Raw genomic sequence first — 16,713 nt, 5'->3', positions numbered from 1 at the left:
ATCGCGGCGGGGTATGACGGCGGGCGGCGCGGCGGCGACGTCCGGCGCAAATGGGGGCGACCAGATCGACGACTAAAACGCCCAGGTTCTGCGCTGGCTGGAGACGCACAAGCGGCACCCGGGCGGCGTCACGGGCCTGGTGACGGTGGCCTTCACATTGGATCGTCGCGGGCGGGTCAGCAACGAACGCATATTGTCGGGTAGCGGTCGAGCGCCCTTGGACGCCGCGACTTTGAGCCAGATCAGGGCCTCAGAGCCCTTCCCACGCCCGCCGGCGGACACGACCTGGCGCACGCGCGAGTTTCGGGTGCGGCTGGACTATCGCCCGCGCGACCGTGCCCGCGAAGCGCGTTGAAGTTCAGACCGCGACGGCGGTCGTGTCGCGGATGAAGCCGCCGCCTAGGACGCGGTCGGGGTCCGTGGGGTCGTACAGGGCGCAGGCCTGGCCGGGGGCGACGCCTTCCTCGCCTTCGTCGAAGACGACGCAAACCTGATCGTCGATCAAGGCGAGGCGGGCGGGCGAGGGCGGTCGGGTCGAGCGGACGCGGGCCAGGACGGGCAGGTTCGCCTGGGCCGCCTCCATGATGGTGGCTTCGTCGCCCAGCCAGTTGGTTTCTTCCAGCGTCAGGCGGGCGGTCAGCAGGGCCTCGCGCGGGCCGACAATGACGCGGCGCGCCTCGGGGTCCAGCTTGATGACGAACAGGGGTTCGCCCACGGCGACGTTCAGGCCCCGGCGCTGGCCGATGGTGTAGTCGGTGATGCCTGCGTGGGTTCCGAGAACCCGACCGTCCATATGCACGATCTCGCCGGCCTCGCGCCCCTGCGGACGCAGCCGGTCGATCAGGGTGCGATAGTCGCCCGAGGGGACAAAACAGATGTCCTGGCTGTCCGGCTTGGCGGCGATCTTCAGCCCCAGTTCGGCGGCGACGCCGCGCACCTGGGGCTTTTCCAGATCGGCCAGGGGGAAGCGCAGATAGTCCAACTGGTCCTGGGTGGTGGCGAAGAGGAAATAGGACTGGTCGCGCGAATGGTCGATCGCCTTGCGCATCTGCGAGCGATTGCCGACGGCGGCGCGGCGGACGTAGTGGCCCGTCGCCATGGCCTCGGCGCCCAGGTCGCGGGCGACGTCCAGCAGGTCGCGGAACTTCACGGTTTGATTGCAGCGGATACAGGGGACCGGGGTCTGGCCCTTCAGATAGGAGTCCGCGAACTGGTCGATCACCGCGTCCTTGAACCGGCTTTCGTAGTCCAGGACATAGTGGGGAATGCCGATCATCTCGGCGGCCAGGCGGGCGTCGTGAATGTCCTGGCCTGCGCAGCAGGCGCCCTTCTTCTTCAGGGCCGCGCCGTGGTCGTAGAGTTGAAGCGTCACGCCGACGACGTCATAGCCGGCCTTGTGCAGCAGGGCGGCGACGACGGTGGAGTCCACCCCGCCCGACATGGCCGCGACGACGCGCGCCCCGACCGGCAGGCCCACCGCCGCCCGCGCGCTCTCGACCGCCGCATCCATGTCGGTGCGGCGAATGTCTGGAACGGGGCAGATGTCTTCGACCAGGGTCATTGCGGCCATTTAGTGCGTAACCCGCGCGATTTCGAGGCCCGCAAACGAAAAGGGCCGCATCCGTTTCCGGATGCGGCCCAGGCCGTCTTCGGGGAGAACCGTCTTAGGAGCGGTAGCTCTGGATCCGCGTCGTGCGCAGACCCTGCATGCCCCAATTGTCTATGGCCTACTGCCAAGCAAGGAATTCTTCCGCCGTCAGTCGATACTTTGCCAGGGCGTCGTCCAGGCTGAGCAGGCCGCCGCGAACGGCGGCGACGACCTCAGCCTTGCGGCGGATCACCCACCGGTCCGTATTGGACGGCGGCAGATCGTTCAGGGTCAGGGGCGTGCCTGTCGGTCCGACCACGTATTGTTCGCCTTTGCTATTCAGGCGTCGCTCTTGCAACATGGGCTTATGCCTCTTTCACCAACACCGTAGTGTCATGAATGTAGGCGCGGCCCGCTAAGGTCGGTTTAAGGGTCGTGGTGAAGGAACTGATAAAACCCGTCCCTCCCCGAACCATTTCGTAAACCTTGCTTGAACGACGATTCATTGAGACTAACGCTTACTTACTCGCCGATCAGCGTTTGATGTTGATCAGTTCGGCGAGCATTTCGTCCGCCGTGGTGATGATCTTGGACGAGGCGGAATAGGCCCGTTGAGTGGTGATCAGGCCGGTGAACTCGGCCGACAGATCGACGGTGGACGATTCCAACTGCTGGGCCGCGATCGTGCCGGCGCCGCCGGTTCCGGCTGCCTTCAGGTTGAAAGTGCCGCTCTCAAGGCTGACCGCATAGGCGTTGCCGGAAACCTCCTTCAAACTGTCGGGGCTCGGGAAGGTGGCGATGGCGACTTGGGCGATGCGGCGCATTACGCCGTTGTCGAAGATTGCGGTGACGAAGCCGCTTTCATCAATGGTGATCTCGCTCAGATTGCCGAAGGCCGTGCCGTTGGTGACGGTCGATTGCACCACGGACGCGGTGTTCAACTGGCTGAGGCCGCCGGCGGAGGTGTTGAGGTCCAGGGTCACCGTCTGGGCGGCGATGCCCAGACCGTCGGCCCATTTCACCTTGCCGTTGTCCGACGGGTCGGCGGGATCGATCGTGTTATTGGGGTCTGACTCCAGGAAGGAGAGGGTGGCCTGGGTCGGGTCGTCGAATAGACCCGTGCCGGCCGGCCAGCTCTGCATGGTCTCGATATCAAGGCGACCGGAGGGGGTGAAGGCGATCAGGCCGGTCTTGATCTGGCCGTTCGAGTAGGGGGCGCCGGTCACGACGTCATCGGCAGGCACAGCGACGATTTCAGCATACCACTGGTTCGGTTCTGCGCTTTTCAGGAACCGAATCTCCAGATTGCGCTGACCACCCTTGGAGTCGGACACCGGGATGTTCATCTTGAAGTCCGGCTTGACGCCCACCGGCGTGTCGTCGTCGGCGTTGTACATCGCCATGGAGTTGACGGAGGGATCGTATTTCGTCTGGGCGATGCCGTTCGTCGCCATGCCGATTTCCGCGAAGTCGATCGCATAGGGCGTGCCGTTGACAGGCGGCGTGCCGCTGGTCGGGGTGATCGTCAGAGTGGTGGCCGTCGCGGTCGCCGATCCATTGGCGCTGGAAGCGGCGCTTGGAACGAAGCCGGTCAGGGCGCCGGCCGCGTCGTAGGTGGCCGTGCCGACGATCTTGGTGATGCCCGACTTCAAGGTGACTTCGAACGTATTGGCGCCGGTGCGCTCATAGGCGACGCTGATGTCGTGCGCGACCGGCGGAACGGCGGCGTCCTCGACCCCTTTGTAGGTGTTGGGGCCAGCGGCGCTGGATACGGTCTGGGTCGAGCGCAGGTTGGCGTTGATCTGGACGCGGGTGGTGGGTTCGGCCGTGCCGCCGACCGAACCGATATTGACCGAGCGCAGACGGGAGAGGTCCGACGGGTCGGTCGAGATATCGCCGTTGGAATCCACCGGCCAGCCCTGCAGGTAAAGGCCGGCGCTGTTCTGCAGATAACCCAGGTTATCGACACGGAAGGCGCCGGCGCGGGTGAACAGGCGGGTGTCCGTGGCGCCGACGTTCTCGGCCTGGGTCGTGGTGACGAAGAAGCCCTGACCGTTGACGGCGAGATCGGTGCTTGAGGTCGTGCGCTGGAGCTGACCTTCCTGGCTGACGAAGGACCGGGTGTTGGCCATCACGCCGCCGGCCGAATAGGAACCGCCAGCGCGAGTCTGGCTGTTGACCAGGGTCTGGAACTCGCCCTGGGACCGTTTGTAGCCGACGGTGTTGACGTTGGCGATGTTCTGGGAAATCGCCGCCAGGGCGGCGGAGTTGGCGGCCAGGCCGGACACGCCGGCCAGCATTGCGCTGTTCAAGCTCATGAAGACGCTCCTTGAATGGAATTCATCGGGAAGGCGGCGGAGCGCATCATGCGGCCGCCTCCTCGGGGGGGACGTTCGGATTCTCCGTATCGTCATTGTCTGCGTCGGCGGCCATCTCGTTCAGCGAGATGACGGTCGAAAGCGGGAGTATGGAGTCGCCGATCACCAGATAGGGGGCGCCGTCGTACATCTCGACGCCGGTGACGCGACCGCGGATCAGAGCCTGGCTGTCCACCTTGGCGCCCTTGGCGTCCGTCGCCGTGACCTTCAGCGTATAGACGCCGCCGTCCTCGGCCGTGTCGCCGTTGGTCATCTTGCCGTCCCAGGCAAAGTCGTGAAGGCCCATCGTCTTTTCCGGCCCGTCGCCTTCCCAGACGACCTTGCCGGTGCTGTCGACGACCTGCAGCTTCACCTTGTCGGCGCTGGCGCCCAGTTCGTAGCTCCAGTTCGCCTTGCCGTCTTCCAGCGAGGTGGCCGTCCAGGCGGCGGTCACCTGCCTGCCGATGTAGTTGGCGGCGTTGTCCAGACCGCCCGCCGACTGGGCGGCGACCAGGCTGGTCAGCAGGTCGTTGGTCAGCAGTTGCTGCTCCACCCCTGACATCTGGGTCAGCTGGGAAGTGAACTCGTTGGAGTCGAGCGGCGACAGCGGGTCCTGGTTCTTCATCTGGGTGGTCAGAAGGGTCAGGAAGGTCTCGAAGTTCGAGGCCAAGGTTTGGGTTCCACTGGTCAGGCGGCCTTGGGCGTCGACTGAGGAAACGGCGGTAGCCATGGGGTCAGACCCTCACATCGACGCGATCACGCGTCTGGGAATGGTTGGTCCAGGCGCCCTGTGGGGGCGTGATGGAAAGATCAGGCTGGGCGGTCAGGCGCGCGCCGCCTGCGAACAGGCTCTGGCGCTGCTGCTGCTGGCGGTCGAACCCGCCGCCGGACGAGGTGTCGCGTTGGGTGAAGTCGAGCGAGTCGCCCGTCAGCTGGAAACCGGCGTCCTGAAGTTGGCGACGCAGTTCGTCCGCGCGGCCCCGCAACTCGGCGGCGGCGGCGGGATTGTCGAAGGCCAGGCGTGCGGCAAGCTGGCCGTCGGCGCCGATCTCAAGGCTGACGTCCACCCGGCCCAGATCCTCTGGCGTCAGCACCATGTCGAAGCGGGTGGAGCGTCCCTCCAGCTTGCGGGCGATCTGTGCTGCGAGATGGGCCGTCGTCTCGATGGTGGCGCGCGACAGGGAGGAGGTGGTGGTCGCCTGAGTGGTGGTCGTGGCGGCATCGAGCGCGCGGGTTTCCGTCGCGCCTTCAACAGGCCTGGCGGGGTCAAGCGACGCCATCGCCGCATCAAGGGTTGGAACGGTCGTGGTGGGCGCGGCTTCGGCGGAGCCGGCGCCCTGGGCCAGGGTCTGGCCGGCGTCCGCCATGGCGATGTGGTCGGCGAGCGCGGGTTGCGCCACGTTCTGACCCAGGCTCGCCTCGGCAGGCGCGGTCTTGGTCGAGGCCGTGTGGGGCTGGGCGGCGGTCGTCACGGGCGTCGTGGCCGCCTTGGCTGGGGCGTTCTCAGTCGGTTGCGATGTCGCGATGACGGGTGCTGACTCTGTGTCAGACGCTTCAGCCGGGACTTCGACCTCTGCATCTATGGCCTGGATCGCTTCGGCGACTGCGAGGCTCGAGATTACTGCGACGGTCTGGACGGGCTGCGACGTGAAGTTCGCTGTTTGGATCGAGACTTTCACGTCCACCCTGGGCGCGACTGTCTCGACCTTGGGAGAAACGGCGTCGGCGCCGGTGGTTTGAGCGGGTTCCGAGACCGGCTTCGCCGCAGTCTTTTCGGCAGTCTTCGCCATGGGGGCAGCGGCCGCCACAGCCGAGGTGTCGGACGCAGCGAGCAAGGATGAGGCGTTCTTGACCTCAGCTGAAACCTGTCTCGTCGCATTGTCTTTGGCGACGGGCGGGGATGACGCTGCTGCGGGGATTTGCGGCGTCGTCAGAGGGGCGAGCGCCTTATCGGCGACATCCGAACTCTGGTCCATCGGGGGAGATGGAGGCGTGGATGCCTGGCCTGTCGGCACATCCGTGACGACGGGCGGTGGCGACGCCGCAGCCGTTTCGCTCTTCTGGGCGAGGCTCTGTTCGTTCGGGGAGGCCTCCGCCGTGATGGCGATCGACTTTTGCCCGGCTTCGTCCCGGATCGGCGATGAGGCAGGTCTTGTCTCGACCAGGGCCTTCTCGGCTTCGTTTGCGACGACCGCGCTCTGCTGAGCGGACATATCGGTGTCGCCTGCCACGACGCCTTGTTCAAGGTGCGCGGTTGTCTGACCCGGGCTTGCGCCGTCCGTAGCCGCTACTTCCAGCGATGGTTCGGACGGGGTCACAGCGACGGGGGCGACCACGGGAGCCGTTTGCGGGAGAGGAAGTGCAACCGCAGCCGCGAGGTCGGAAGGCGCGACGGCCGTGTCCGTCTGTTCGGCGTCTGACGCCGGAGCCTCAATTGCGACGAGTGCGTCAGGTGCGGCGTCGATCACTTCCGCCATGACGGGAGAAGCGTCAGGCGCACTCGCCGCTTCCAGATCTGTGTTGGAGATCACCGGCAGCGAGAGGCGGCCCGGCGTACGATGCGAAGTTTCGGTTTTCGCGACGTCTGATTTCACGCCCTGAATGGCGTCGGCCAGGTTTGAGGAGAACAGGCTGGCGGTCTCGCTGTCCGAACCGTTCGGCGCAGCGGCGACCGTTCCGGCGGAGGCCGGCGGTGCGGAGGCGAACATGGCGAATGCGGACGGCATGAGGGGGCAGGCGACTTTCAGGTGTGGGCGGCGCCTGCTGCGCCTGGTTCTTCCGGCAGCCCGTCGCAAGGGCCGGGCCAGTTGCCTCTCCATTGATTAGAAACAGAAAAATTGGAGTCGGTAGCAGGCGGGTCGTCGGGCGTGGGCCTTTCTTGCCGTGCGTTCGCTCTTTTTTGCCCGGCATGGAATGCGTCACATCTGTATCGAAATCGACGTCATCAGTCCCATGTCATGTCGTGAATGACATATTTGGCCCGGGGTTTGCGCACCTCACGGACCATGAAGACTGCGCGATCCGCGATGTCGTTTAAAAACAACGCTCTGGTTGAGCGGCGGCGGCGCGTGGCCGGGCAAGATCTGCGCATGGCAGGGCAGGGCTTGCCGGGTAGGGCGAGGGGAGCCGGTCCATGTCGCTGACGTCGATCATGAATATCGCGACCTCGGGCCTCCAGACGGCCCAGGCCCAGTTGCGCGTGACGTCGGACAATATCGCCAACGTCAATACGCCCGGCTATGTGCGCAAGACCGCCGATCAGACCGCCGCCGTAACCCAGGGCTATGGCTCCGGCGTCGATATCTCGCGGGTTCGGCTGGCGACCGATCGGTTCCTGCAGGCGGCGGGGATGAGCGCCAATGCGGACGCGGCGCGCGAGACCGTGCGGTATGAGCTGTACGACCAGATTCAGAACCAGTTCGGCGATCCCACCGGCGACGGCGGCTTCTTCGCGAAAATCGACAAGCTGTTCGCCAGCTATGCGACCCTGGGCGAAAGCCCCACCTCTTCAGCGGCGCGCCAGGACACGGTCTACAAGACCCAGGCCTTGTTCAATGAAGCCGCAGGAATCGCCGCCCAGATCCAGACGGCCCGCCAGGAAGCGGACGGGCGGCTTCAGAGCGCGGTCGAGACGATCAATCCGCTGCTGGAACAGATCGCCAAGCTCAACAAGACGATCGCCGCCGGTACGGTCATCAACCAGGATGTGACGGGCGCACAGAACGCCCAACAGACGCTGATCGACCAACTGTCCAAATATATGGACGTCAAGGTCGAGACCCGGGCGAACGGGGGCGTGACCTTGCGGACCGGGACGGGCACGACCCTGGTCGGCGAGGGGCATGCGACCCTGTCCTACAAGGCGGCGGGGACGGTGGACGCGACGACGGCCTTCTCCGACATCATGATCACCGAACCGAACGGCACGCGCTGGCCGCTGCTGGACGGGGTGTCGTCGGGCGAGATCCGCGGCCTGGTCGAACTGCGCGACATCGACGCCCCGGCCGCCGCCGCCCGTCTGGGCGAGCTGACGGCCAAGATGGCCGACGAATTGAACCGGGCCCACAACGCCAACAGCGCCGTGCCCGCGCCGACCAGCCTGACCGGCCGAAACACGGGCCAGTCGCTGACGAACGCCCTGACCGGTTTCACGGGCAGGACCACGATCACCGCGGTGGACAGTGCGGGCGTGATCCAGGCTTCGGCGGAGATTGTCTTCTCCGGCGCGACCATGACGGTCAACGGGGTGGCCGCCGATCCGACGACCTTCCTGGCTACGGTCAACGCCCAGCTGGGTGGTGCGGCGACGGTCAATTTCTCGAACGGAGAACTCAGGATCGAGGGCCAGGCCGGAAACGGAATCGCCATCGCCGACGACGCGACGACGCCCAGCAGCAAGGGCGGTCGGGGCTTCTCGCACTGGTTCGGGCTGAACGACCTGGTCAGCACCAAGACGCCGACCTTCTATGAGACCGGTCTGAGCCTGACGTCGCAGCACGGTTTCGATGCGGGCGAGAGCCTGACCTTCCGCATCGGCAGCGAGTCCGGCGCGCGGTTGCGGGACGTCACGGTGGCGGTGCCTGCCGGGACCGGGACCATGGGCGAACTGCTGTCGGCGCTGAACGATCCGGTCGCCGGCGTCGGCCGGTTCGGCGCCTTCAGCCTGAACGCCTCGGGCGCATTGAGTTTCAAGGCCTATGACGCCAGCGCCACGACCATGAGCGTGGTCAAGGACGGCACGACCCAGGATCCGTCGGGCGTCTCCATGTCGCAGCTGTTCGGCCTGGGCGGTACGGGCGCGACGCGGGCGGGCGCCTATAGCGTCCGCAGCGACATCCAGCAGGATCCGGGCAAGCTGGCCCTGGCCCAGTTGAACCTGTCGGCCGCCGCCGGAACGCCGGCCCTGAGCAAGAACGACGGTCGCGGCGGACTTCTGCTGGCGGACGCGGGCAAGAAAAACGTCAACTTCGCCTCCGCCGGCGGCAACAGCGGCGGGACCAGGACTCTGTCGTCCTATGCCGCGGACTTCGCCGGCGAAATCGGCGGCAAGGCCTCGGCGGCCAAGACGCGCAGCGAGACGGCGACGGCCCTGTCGCAAGAGGCCGACAGTCGCCGCACCTCGTCCGAAGGCGTCAACATGGACGAGGAACTGGTCAATATGACCACCTTCCAGCAAGCCTATAACGCCTCTGCCCGCCTGATCCAGGCGAGCAAGGACATGTACGACGTCCTGATCGGGATACTGTAATGACGCGTGTCGCCACCGCCGGAAACTATCAGTCCGCCCTCCTGAATCTGATGACGGCCCAAAGCCGCGCGGAACTGGCCCAGGAGCGGATCGGCAGCGAAAAGATCGCGACCGACATGTCCGGCTATGGCCGGGGCGCTGAACAGCTGACCAGCCTGACCTCGACCCAGGCCCGGCTGGAGGGATTCATCGGCGCCGGCGAAAGCGCGGCGGCGCGGCTGAGCGCCCAGGATCTGGCCATGGGCCGGATCTACGAAGGCGGCACGGGCGCCCGCGAAGCCATCGCCAATGGGCTGGCCGCCGGCAGCATCACCAATCTGATGACCGAACTTGAGCTGCACTATCAGAATGTTCAGGGCGGGTTGAACGCCGAGCATCAGGGCTCCTATCTGTTCTCCGGCGGGCGCGGCGACGTCGCGCCGGCGACGGCCAAGACCATGGCCGATCTGGCCGCCGCCCCCTCGACCGCCTCGACCTTTGCGAACGACAGCCTGAAGCAGAAGTCCCGCATCGACGAGAACACCATGGTCGAGACCGGCTTCCTGGCTGACGAGATCGGCGGGCCCCTGACCGAGGTGTTCCGCAACATGCAAGCCTATCAGAACGGCACGCCAGTCATCATAGATGGCGTGACCTATACGCCGACGGGCGTGGGGACCCTGACGGGCCAGCCGGGCGCGGGGGTCAAGGCCTTCCTGAACGCCCAGATGACCCAACTCGACAAGGCCAATCAGGGCGTGACCAATCAGAACGCCAAGAATGGGCTGGTGCAGAACCATGTCGAGACCGCCCTCGACGCGCACGAATCCCAGAAGATCGCGCTCGACAAGATGATGCTGGACAAGACGGGCTATGATCCGGCTCAGGCCGTGACCGACCTGCAGATGGCGCAGGTGGCGATCGAAGCCTCGGCCCAGGTGATCAATTCCCTACGCAGCACTTCGCTGCTGGATCTGCTGCGATAGTCTGACCTGCGGCGTCCTTGATGGCTGAGGCGTCGCCTTTCTGAAAACTAAATCTACGGCTCCGCTGGACGGCGGGCCGGATTGGAACGTACCATGAACAAATGGCGCGTCTCGATCTGCGGAAGAAGCTTTCGGTCCTGGCGGATGCGGCGAAATACGACGCCTCCTGTTCCTCGTCCGGCACGTCGAAACGAGACTCGGTCGGGGGCAAGGGGATCGGCTCGACCGAGGGCATGGGCATCTGCCACGCCTATACGCCGGACGGGCGGTGCATCAGCCTGTTGAAGATACTTCTGACCAACTTCTGCATCTATGACTGCGCCTATTGCATCAATCGGGCGTCGTCGAACGTGGAAAGGGCGCGGTTCGACGTGGACGAGGTCGTGGACCTGACTCTGAACTTCTATCGGCGAAACTATATCGAGGGGCTGTTCCTGTCGTCGGGCATCATTCGGTCCGGCGACTATACGATGGAGCAGCTGGTCCTGGTGGCCAAGACGCTGCGGGAGGTCCACGACTTCCGGGGCTATATCCATCTGAAGCTGATCCCCGAGGCGGATCCGAAGCTGGTGGAGATGGCGGGCCTGTACGCCGACCGGCTGTCGGCCAATATCGAACTGCCCCGCGACGAAGCCTTGGCGCGACTGGCGCCGCAAAAGGATGTCGCCGTCATCAAGAAGGCGATGAGCCAGGTGCGGCTGGGCGTCGAGGCGGCCAGGCCGGCCAAGCGCGACAAGATCAAGCCGCCGAAGTTCGCGCCGGGCGGCCAGAGCACCCAGTTGATCATCGGGGCCGACGGGGCGCCCGATACGGAAATCCTGGATCGCAGCGCCTCCCTGTACGGCGGCTATGGTTTGAGGCGGGTCTATTATTCGGCCTTCAGTCCGATCCCGGATTCCAGTTCGGTCCTGCCGCTGTCGAAACCACCGCTGATGCGCGAGCATCGCCTTTATCAGGCCGACTGGCTGATGCGTTTCTACGGCTTTTCCGCGCCAGAGATCGGGGAGGGGACGGCCGGGGGTATGCTGGATCTGGCGGTCGATCCGAAACTGGCCTGGGCCCTGAACAAGCGGGCGCAGTTTCCCGTCGATGTGAACCGGGCCCCGCGCGAAATGCTGCTGCGCGTGCCGGGGCTGGGGGTGAAGGCGGTCGACCGGATCGTGTCGGTGCGGCGGTATCGGACGCTGAGGCTGGAGGACGTCGGGCGGCTGACGCGGTCGGTGGCCAAGGTGAGGCCCTTCATCACCGCCCTGGACTGGACGCCGGGGGCGCTGACCGATGCGGCGGATCTGAAGGCGCGAGTGACGTCGCGGGCGCCAGAACAGTTGAGCCTGTTCTGATGAAGACGGCGGTGCTGGCGTCGGAGACGGATTTCGACGGGTGGCGGGTCGCGGCGCGGACGATGCGGCTGGCGGGTGTGGAGCCGGCCGCGGCGCGATTCATGGTCGCGGGCGCAGAGGGGCAGGGCGGGTTGTTTGACGCCCCACACTCCGCTCGTCCCCGCGAAAGGGAGGATGAGCGGAAAGAGAGAGAATTCACCGTTCCCGCCGCCTTTGTGGACCTGGCGCGAGACGTTATCCTGCATCGGTCCGCCGACCGGTTCGACTTGATGTATCGGTTGCTGTGGCGCCTCAGGGACGAGCCGGATCTGATCAAGGTGATCTCGGATCGGGACGTGGCCGAAGCGATGGAGCGGGCCAAGAACGTCAGCCGAGCGTCGCACAAGATGAAGGCCTTCGTGCGCTTTCGCCAGACGCACGACGCGCAGGGCGAGGCCTGGGTCGCCTGGTTCGAGCCGGCGCACCGGGTGGTGGCAAAGACCGCGCCCTTCTTTCAGCGGCGGTTCACGACCATGCGGTGGTCGATCCTGACGCCGGACGGCTCGGCCTATTGGAACACCGAGACCCTGAGTTTCGGCCCGCCGGCGACGCGCGACATGGCGCCGGCCGAGGACGAGGTCGAAGAGTTCTGGAAGACCTATTACGCCTCCACCTTCAATCCCGCGCGGCTGAAGCTGAAGACCATGCAGGGCGAGATGCCCAAGTCCTATTGGAAGAACCTGCCCGAGGCGGCGCTGATCCCGGGGTTGACCGCCGCATCCCAGGACCGGACCGAAGCCATGGTCGCAACCCCCGCGCCGGCGCCCAATGCGCGGTTCGTGCGGGCGGTGGCGCGGGACCTTCACGCCGCGCGGCCCGATGCGGAGGCGGTTCCGGCGGATGTGGCGGAGGTGGAGCGTGGGGTTCAGGCCTGTCGGCGCTGTCCCCTGTATCGCGACGCGACCCAGGGTGTGTGCGGCGAAGGGCCGAGGACGGCGCGCTTGATGATCGTGGGCGAACAGCCGGGCGATCAGGAGGATCTGGCGGGACAACCCTTCGTCGGGCCGGCGGGGCAGGTGCTGGATGAGGCGCTGGAAGAGGCGGGCGTCGACCGGGCCGACGTCTATGTCACCAACGCCGTCAAACATTTCAAACACGAGCCGCGCGGCAAGCGACGGCTGCACAGGACGCCGGATGCGGGCGAGGTGACGGCCTGTCGCTGGTGGCTGGACGCTGAGCGTCGCCTGATCAAGCCGAAGCTGGTGCTGGCCCTGGGGGCGACGGCGGGCCTGGCCTTGCTGGGCCGCAGGCCGGCGGTGACGAAGGAGAGGGGACAGGCCCTGGTGCTGGACGATGGATCGGTCGGGATGTTGACCGTTCATCCGGCCTATCTGCTGCGGCTGCCGGACAGGGCGGCCCAGGCCGAGGCGCGGCGGGCTTTCGTCGAGGATCTGACCGCCGCGCGACGCCTTATCGGTTGATAAACGAACGAATTCGGTCTGGCGGCGTTGCCGTTGTATCGCCAGCGTGGCGGTGAGGAATATCCCATGGGGGACGCAGGTCCGACACAGTGCGAAAGGAAAGCGCCGTGCAAATGTCATCGCGCGTTGACTTCCTCCATGGGCTTGACCATGAGGCGTGTCGGGTTTTCGGCTGTTCCTTGCTTAGGTTGGGAAAACGCTTGATTCCCGTTCTGACTTCCGGGGCGCGATGAGCCAGACCGATTACGAAATCACGGACGCGGGCGACGGGACGGCGAAGCTGCGCCTGGTCGGCGACTGGACGACGACGGCCCTGGGGCGCCTGCAGCAACGGCTGGAAAAGGATCTGGCCGGGCGCAAGGTCAAGAGCCTGGACACCCGCGATCTGGGTCGGTTCGATACGGCCGGCGCCCTGGCCCTGGTGCAGGCGTCGCATTGCGGCGTGCCGAAGTCGGCGTGGGCGGATCGGCCCGAGGCGGGCCGCATCTATACGATGATCGAAACGCTGGAGCGCAAGAGCGCGCCGCGCCCCAAACAACCCGACGCCTTCACGCGCTCCTTCGCCAAGATCGGCCGAGGCGTCTATGATTTCGGCGGCGAGGCCATGCTGTCGTTGGCCTTCCTCGGTCGGCTGATGGCCGCCGTGGTCGAGGCCGCCAAACATCCTCGCGGCATCCGCTGGCCCGCCTGGGTCAGCCAGGCCGAGCGCGCCGGTCTGGACGCCATCCCCATCGTGATGGTGACGAACTTCTTCATCGGCGCGGTCGTGGCCTTCATCGGCGTGGACCTGCTGACCGACTTCGGCGCCCAGGTGTTCGCGGTCCAACTGATCGGCGTGGCCATGTTCCGCGAGTTCGCGGTGGTGATCGCCTCGGTCCTGCTGGCGGGGCGGTCGGCCTCGGCCTTTGCGGCCGAGATCGGGTCTATGCGGATGAACCAGGAGGTCGACGCCATGCAGGTGATGGGCGTCAATCCGTTCCAGGCCCTGGTGGTGCCGCGGGTGGCGGCCCTGGTGCTGATGCTGCCGCTGCTGACCTTCATGGGCATGATCGGCGGCCTTCTGGGCGGTCTGGTCGTGTGCTGGAGTTCGCTGAACCTGGGACCGGCCTTCTTCTTCCAGCGGCTGGTCGAGGACGGGTCCATGGCCCAGCATATGATGGTCGGGCTGGTGAAGGCGCCGGTCTTCGCCCTGGTCATCGCCGCCATCGGCTGCCGCCAGGGGATGTCGGTCGCCGGGGATGTCGAAAGCCTGGGTCGGCGGGTGACGGCGGCGGTGGTGCAGGCGATCTTCGCCATCATCCTGCTGGACGCTGTCTTCGCCCTGATCTTCCTGGAGCTGGACATATGACCGACGCGACGCTGTCGGCCGCCGCGCCGAAAGAAAAGACCGAGAACCTGATCGAGGTGCGCGGCCTGCTGAGCCAGTTCGGCGACCGGACCATTCACGAGAACCTGGACATCGACCTGAAGCGGGGCGAGGTCATGGGGGTGGTCGGTGGATCGGGCGCGGGCAAGACCGTGCTGCTGAACACCATCATCGGCCTGAAGGAGCCGGAGGGCGGGTCCGTCAAGGTGCTGGGCTACGACCGCGCCACCCTGACTGGCGATCAGGCGGCGGACATCGAACAGAGGACGGGCATCCTGTTCCAGCAGGGGGCGCTGTTCTCATCCCTGACCGTTCTGGAAAATGTGGCCGCGCCCCTGGTCGAACACACCAAACTGCCGAAGTCGGTGATGTACGAACTGGCCGAGCTGAAGATCGCCATGGTCGGTCTGAAACCGGAGCATCATCACCTGAAGCCGGCCGAGCTGTCGGGGGGGATGAAGAAACGCGCCGGTTTGGCGCGGGCCCTGGCGCTGGATCCCGAACTGGTCTTCCTGGACGAACCGACGGCGGGCCTGGACCCGATCGGGGCGGCGGCGTTTGATGAACTGATCCGGCAACTGGCGGACGACCTGGGCCTGTCCGTCTTCATGATCACACACGACCTCGATAGCCTGTACGCCATCTGCGACAAGGTGGCGGTGCTGGCGGACAAGCGGGTTGTGGAAAAGGCCACGGTGCAGGAGCTGGAGCGCTCCGACCATCCGTGGATCAAGGAATACTTCCTGGGGCCGCGCGGTCGCGCAGCCACCAAGACCGCGGCCTGAGGAGAGCCGAGTATGGAAAGAGACGCACATTACGCCGCGGTCGGGATCGCCACTGTCTGCCTTCTGGCGGCGCTGGCGGTGTTCACCATCTGGTTGGCCCGGCTGCAGTTCAACAGCGACTATGACCTGTACGACATCGTCTTCTATGGGCCGGTCAACGGACTGTCGGAAGGCGGCGAGGTGCATTTCAACGGCATCCGCGTCGGCGAGGTGACGGACCTGAACATCGACACCAAGCGCGGCGACCAGGTCATCGCGCGGGTTCGCGTGGACGGTACGACGCCGGTGCGCGTGACCTCGCGCGCCCAGCTGGAGCCGCAGGGCATCACGGGCCTGAACTATATCCAGATCACCGCCGGTTCGCCCAACAGCGCCCTGCTGAAGGACCAGTATCCGGACAATGTCGTGCCGGTGCTGCAGAGCCAGCCGTCGCCCATCGCCGAACTGTTGAGCGGTTCGGGCACGGTGCTGGCGCAGACGGTGGACGCCCTGAACCGGATCAACCGCGTCATGTCCGACGACAATATCCGCAGCTTCTCGACCAGCGTGAAGAATGTCGAGGCGCTGACGACCGAACTGGAGGCGCGCAAGGCCATCTTCGCCGAGCTGGAAGCGGCGGTGAAGAACGCCAACGCCACCATCCTGGAGTATCAGGGTCTGGCGTCCGACATGCGCGCCGTCGTCAACACCGACGGCCGCGAGGCCATCGCCAATATCAATCAGGCCACGGCGGAGGCGCGCGTCGCCATCGCTTCGGCCAACCGCTCGATCACCGGGTTGGAGCAGCCGCTCGGTGATTTCACCACCAACAGCCTGCCGCAACTGAGCGGCACCATTGAAGAACTGCAGGAAGCGACCCAGTCGCTGCAGTCCCTGATCGACGACGTTCGCGCCAGCCCGCGCGACTTCATCGGACGTCCCCAATCCAAAGAGCTGGAGGTGCAGCCGTGATCCTTCGTCCTGTCCTTCAACTGGCGGCCGTCGCCGCGGCTGCAGCAGCCTTGAGCGGCTGTTCTCTGCTGTCCACGCCGGACCCGGTTCAGAACTATCGGTTCGGTCTGCCTCTGGACGCCCCCTCGGCCGAGGGCGACACGCCCGCGCCCCTGTCGGTGTCGATCCGGCGGATCGAATTTCCGGAAGCGACCGGCGATGACCGGATCCTGGGCGTCACGGGGACGGAAACCGCCTATATCGGCGGCGCCCGCTGGGTGTCGCCGGCCGCGACCCTGTTCGACGACAGCCTGAAGGCGGCCTTCGCCAATCGCGCCGATCAGATTCGCGTCCTGGGCCGCCGCGAGCCCGGTACGCCGCCGCTGGTGCTTCAGGTGTCGGTGACGACGTTCGAGGCGCGCTATTCGGCGCCCGGCGCGACGCCCGATGTGGTGATCACGGCCCGTGCCCAACTGCGCTCGACGCCGGAACGCCGCGCTGGCGGGAACGCCGCGATCCGGCCCGAGACGGCGCGGTCGGTCGAGCGGGTCTTCACCGTGACCCAGCCGGCGACGGAGAATCGGGTGGCGGCCATTGTGGCGGCCTTCGACACCGCGACGCGCGACATCAACACCCAGATCGCCGACTGGACGATTCAGTCGTCGAAGTAAGGC

13 protein-coding genes and 1 pseudogene are annotated in these 16,713 nt (G+C 66.0%); 9 read left to right on the top strand and 5 right to left on the bottom strand.

Translation table 11 applies throughout. The annotated features are described in order from the left end of the window. Positions 1-88 precede the first annotated feature (88 nt). On the top strand, positions 89-355 hold the full coding sequence (locus Q7J26_RS17075) for an energy transducer TonB (protein WP_370651888.1): 267 nt from the start codon (positions 89-91) through the stop codon (positions 353-355). 3 nt (positions 356-358) lie between these two features. Here the strand turns inward: Q7J26_RS17075 and mnmA are convergent, their stop codons facing one another. The 5 genes and pseudogenes from mnmA to Q7J26_RS01300 form a co-directional block, all read right to left on the bottom strand. Then, entirely contained in the window at positions 359-1,570 is a 1,212-nt protein-coding gene (gene mnmA / locus Q7J26_RS01320; protein WP_304934714.1) for a tRNA 2-thiouridine(34) synthase MnmA, read from the bottom strand. A gap of 160 nt (positions 1,571-1,730) precedes the next feature. Next, positions 1,731-1,949: pseudogene (locus Q7J26_RS01315) on the bottom strand (DUF1153 domain-containing protein); the annotation flags it as partial. 172 nt (positions 1,950-2,121) lie between these two features. Continuing rightward, positions 2,122-3,906, bottom strand: coding sequence for a flagellar hook protein FlgE (gene flgE, locus Q7J26_RS01310; protein WP_304934712.1), 1,785 nt, complete (start codon positions 3,904-3,906; stop codon positions 2,122-2,124). Positions 3,907-3,952: 46 nt separating this feature from the next. Next, positions 3,953-4,675, bottom strand: coding sequence for a flagellar hook assembly protein FlgD (locus Q7J26_RS01305; RefSeq protein ID WP_304934711.1), 723 nt, complete (start codon positions 4,673-4,675; stop codon positions 3,953-3,955). Positions 4,676-4,679: 4 nt separating this feature from the next. Next, complete coding sequence (locus Q7J26_RS01300; RefSeq protein WP_304934710.1) at positions 4,680-6,671, bottom strand: flagellar hook-length control protein FliK; 1,992 nt, start codon at positions 6,669-6,671, stop codon at positions 4,680-4,682. Between the two features lie 407 nt (positions 6,672-7,078). On the opposite strand from Q7J26_RS01300, the gene flgK reads away from it, so the two are divergent. From flgK to Q7J26_RS01260, 8 genes are all read left to right on the top strand, one after another. Then, complete coding sequence (gene flgK, locus Q7J26_RS01295; protein WP_304934709.1) at positions 7,079-9,193, top strand: flagellar hook-associated protein FlgK; 2,115 nt, start codon at positions 7,079-7,081, stop codon at positions 9,191-9,193. Continuing rightward, the gene (locus tag Q7J26_RS01290) at positions 9,193-10,158 is read left to right on the top strand and encodes a flagellin (protein WP_304934708.1); all 966 of its coding nucleotides are present in this window, start codon (positions 9,193-9,195) and stop codon (positions 10,156-10,158) included. The genes flgK and Q7J26_RS01290 overlap by 1 nt, the downstream gene beginning before the upstream one ends. A 101-nt stretch (positions 10,159-10,259) precedes the next feature. Next, positions 10,260-11,498, top strand: a complete 1,239-nt coding sequence (locus Q7J26_RS01285) for a putative DNA modification/repair radical SAM protein (RefSeq protein ID WP_304934707.1) — start codon at positions 10,260-10,262, stop codon at positions 11,496-11,498. Beyond that, positions 11,498-12,958 (top strand): UdgX family uracil-DNA binding protein, encoded by a 1,461-nt coding sequence (locus Q7J26_RS01280; protein ID WP_304934706.1) that lies wholly within the window; start codon positions 11,498-11,500, stop codon positions 12,956-12,958. Before Q7J26_RS01285 ends, Q7J26_RS01280 begins: the two co-directional genes overlap by 1 nt. A 229-nt stretch (positions 12,959-13,187) precedes the next feature. Continuing rightward, positions 13,188-14,306 carry an ABC transporter permease gene (locus Q7J26_RS01275; protein ID WP_304934705.1) on the top strand — a complete coding sequence of 373 codons (1,119 nt, stop codon included), beginning with the start codon at positions 13,188-13,190 and terminating at the stop codon, positions 14,304-14,306. After that, entirely contained in the window at positions 14,303-15,109 is an 807-nt protein-coding gene (locus Q7J26_RS01270) for an ABC transporter ATP-binding protein (RefSeq protein WP_304934704.1), read from the top strand. Before Q7J26_RS01275 ends, Q7J26_RS01270 begins: the two co-directional genes overlap by 4 nt. A gap of 12 nt (positions 15,110-15,121) precedes the next feature. Continuing rightward, positions 15,122-16,060 (top strand): MlaD family protein, encoded by a 939-nt coding sequence (locus Q7J26_RS01265; protein WP_304934703.1) that lies wholly within the window; start codon positions 15,122-15,124, stop codon positions 16,058-16,060. Further along, positions 16,057-16,710, top strand: a complete 654-nt coding sequence (locus tag Q7J26_RS01260; RefSeq protein WP_304934702.1) for an ABC-type transport auxiliary lipoprotein family protein — start codon at positions 16,057-16,059, stop codon at positions 16,708-16,710. The genes Q7J26_RS01265 and Q7J26_RS01260 overlap by 4 nt, the downstream gene beginning before the upstream one ends. Positions 16,711-16,713: the final 3 nt, after the last annotated feature.

This window comes from Brevundimonas sp. (genome assembly GCF_030656255.1).
Lineage (GTDB): Bacteria > Pseudomonadota > Alphaproteobacteria > Caulobacterales > Caulobacteraceae > Brevundimonas.
Note: the sequence above shows the minus strand (reverse complement) of the source record. Positions and strands in the feature narration are given on the sequence as shown.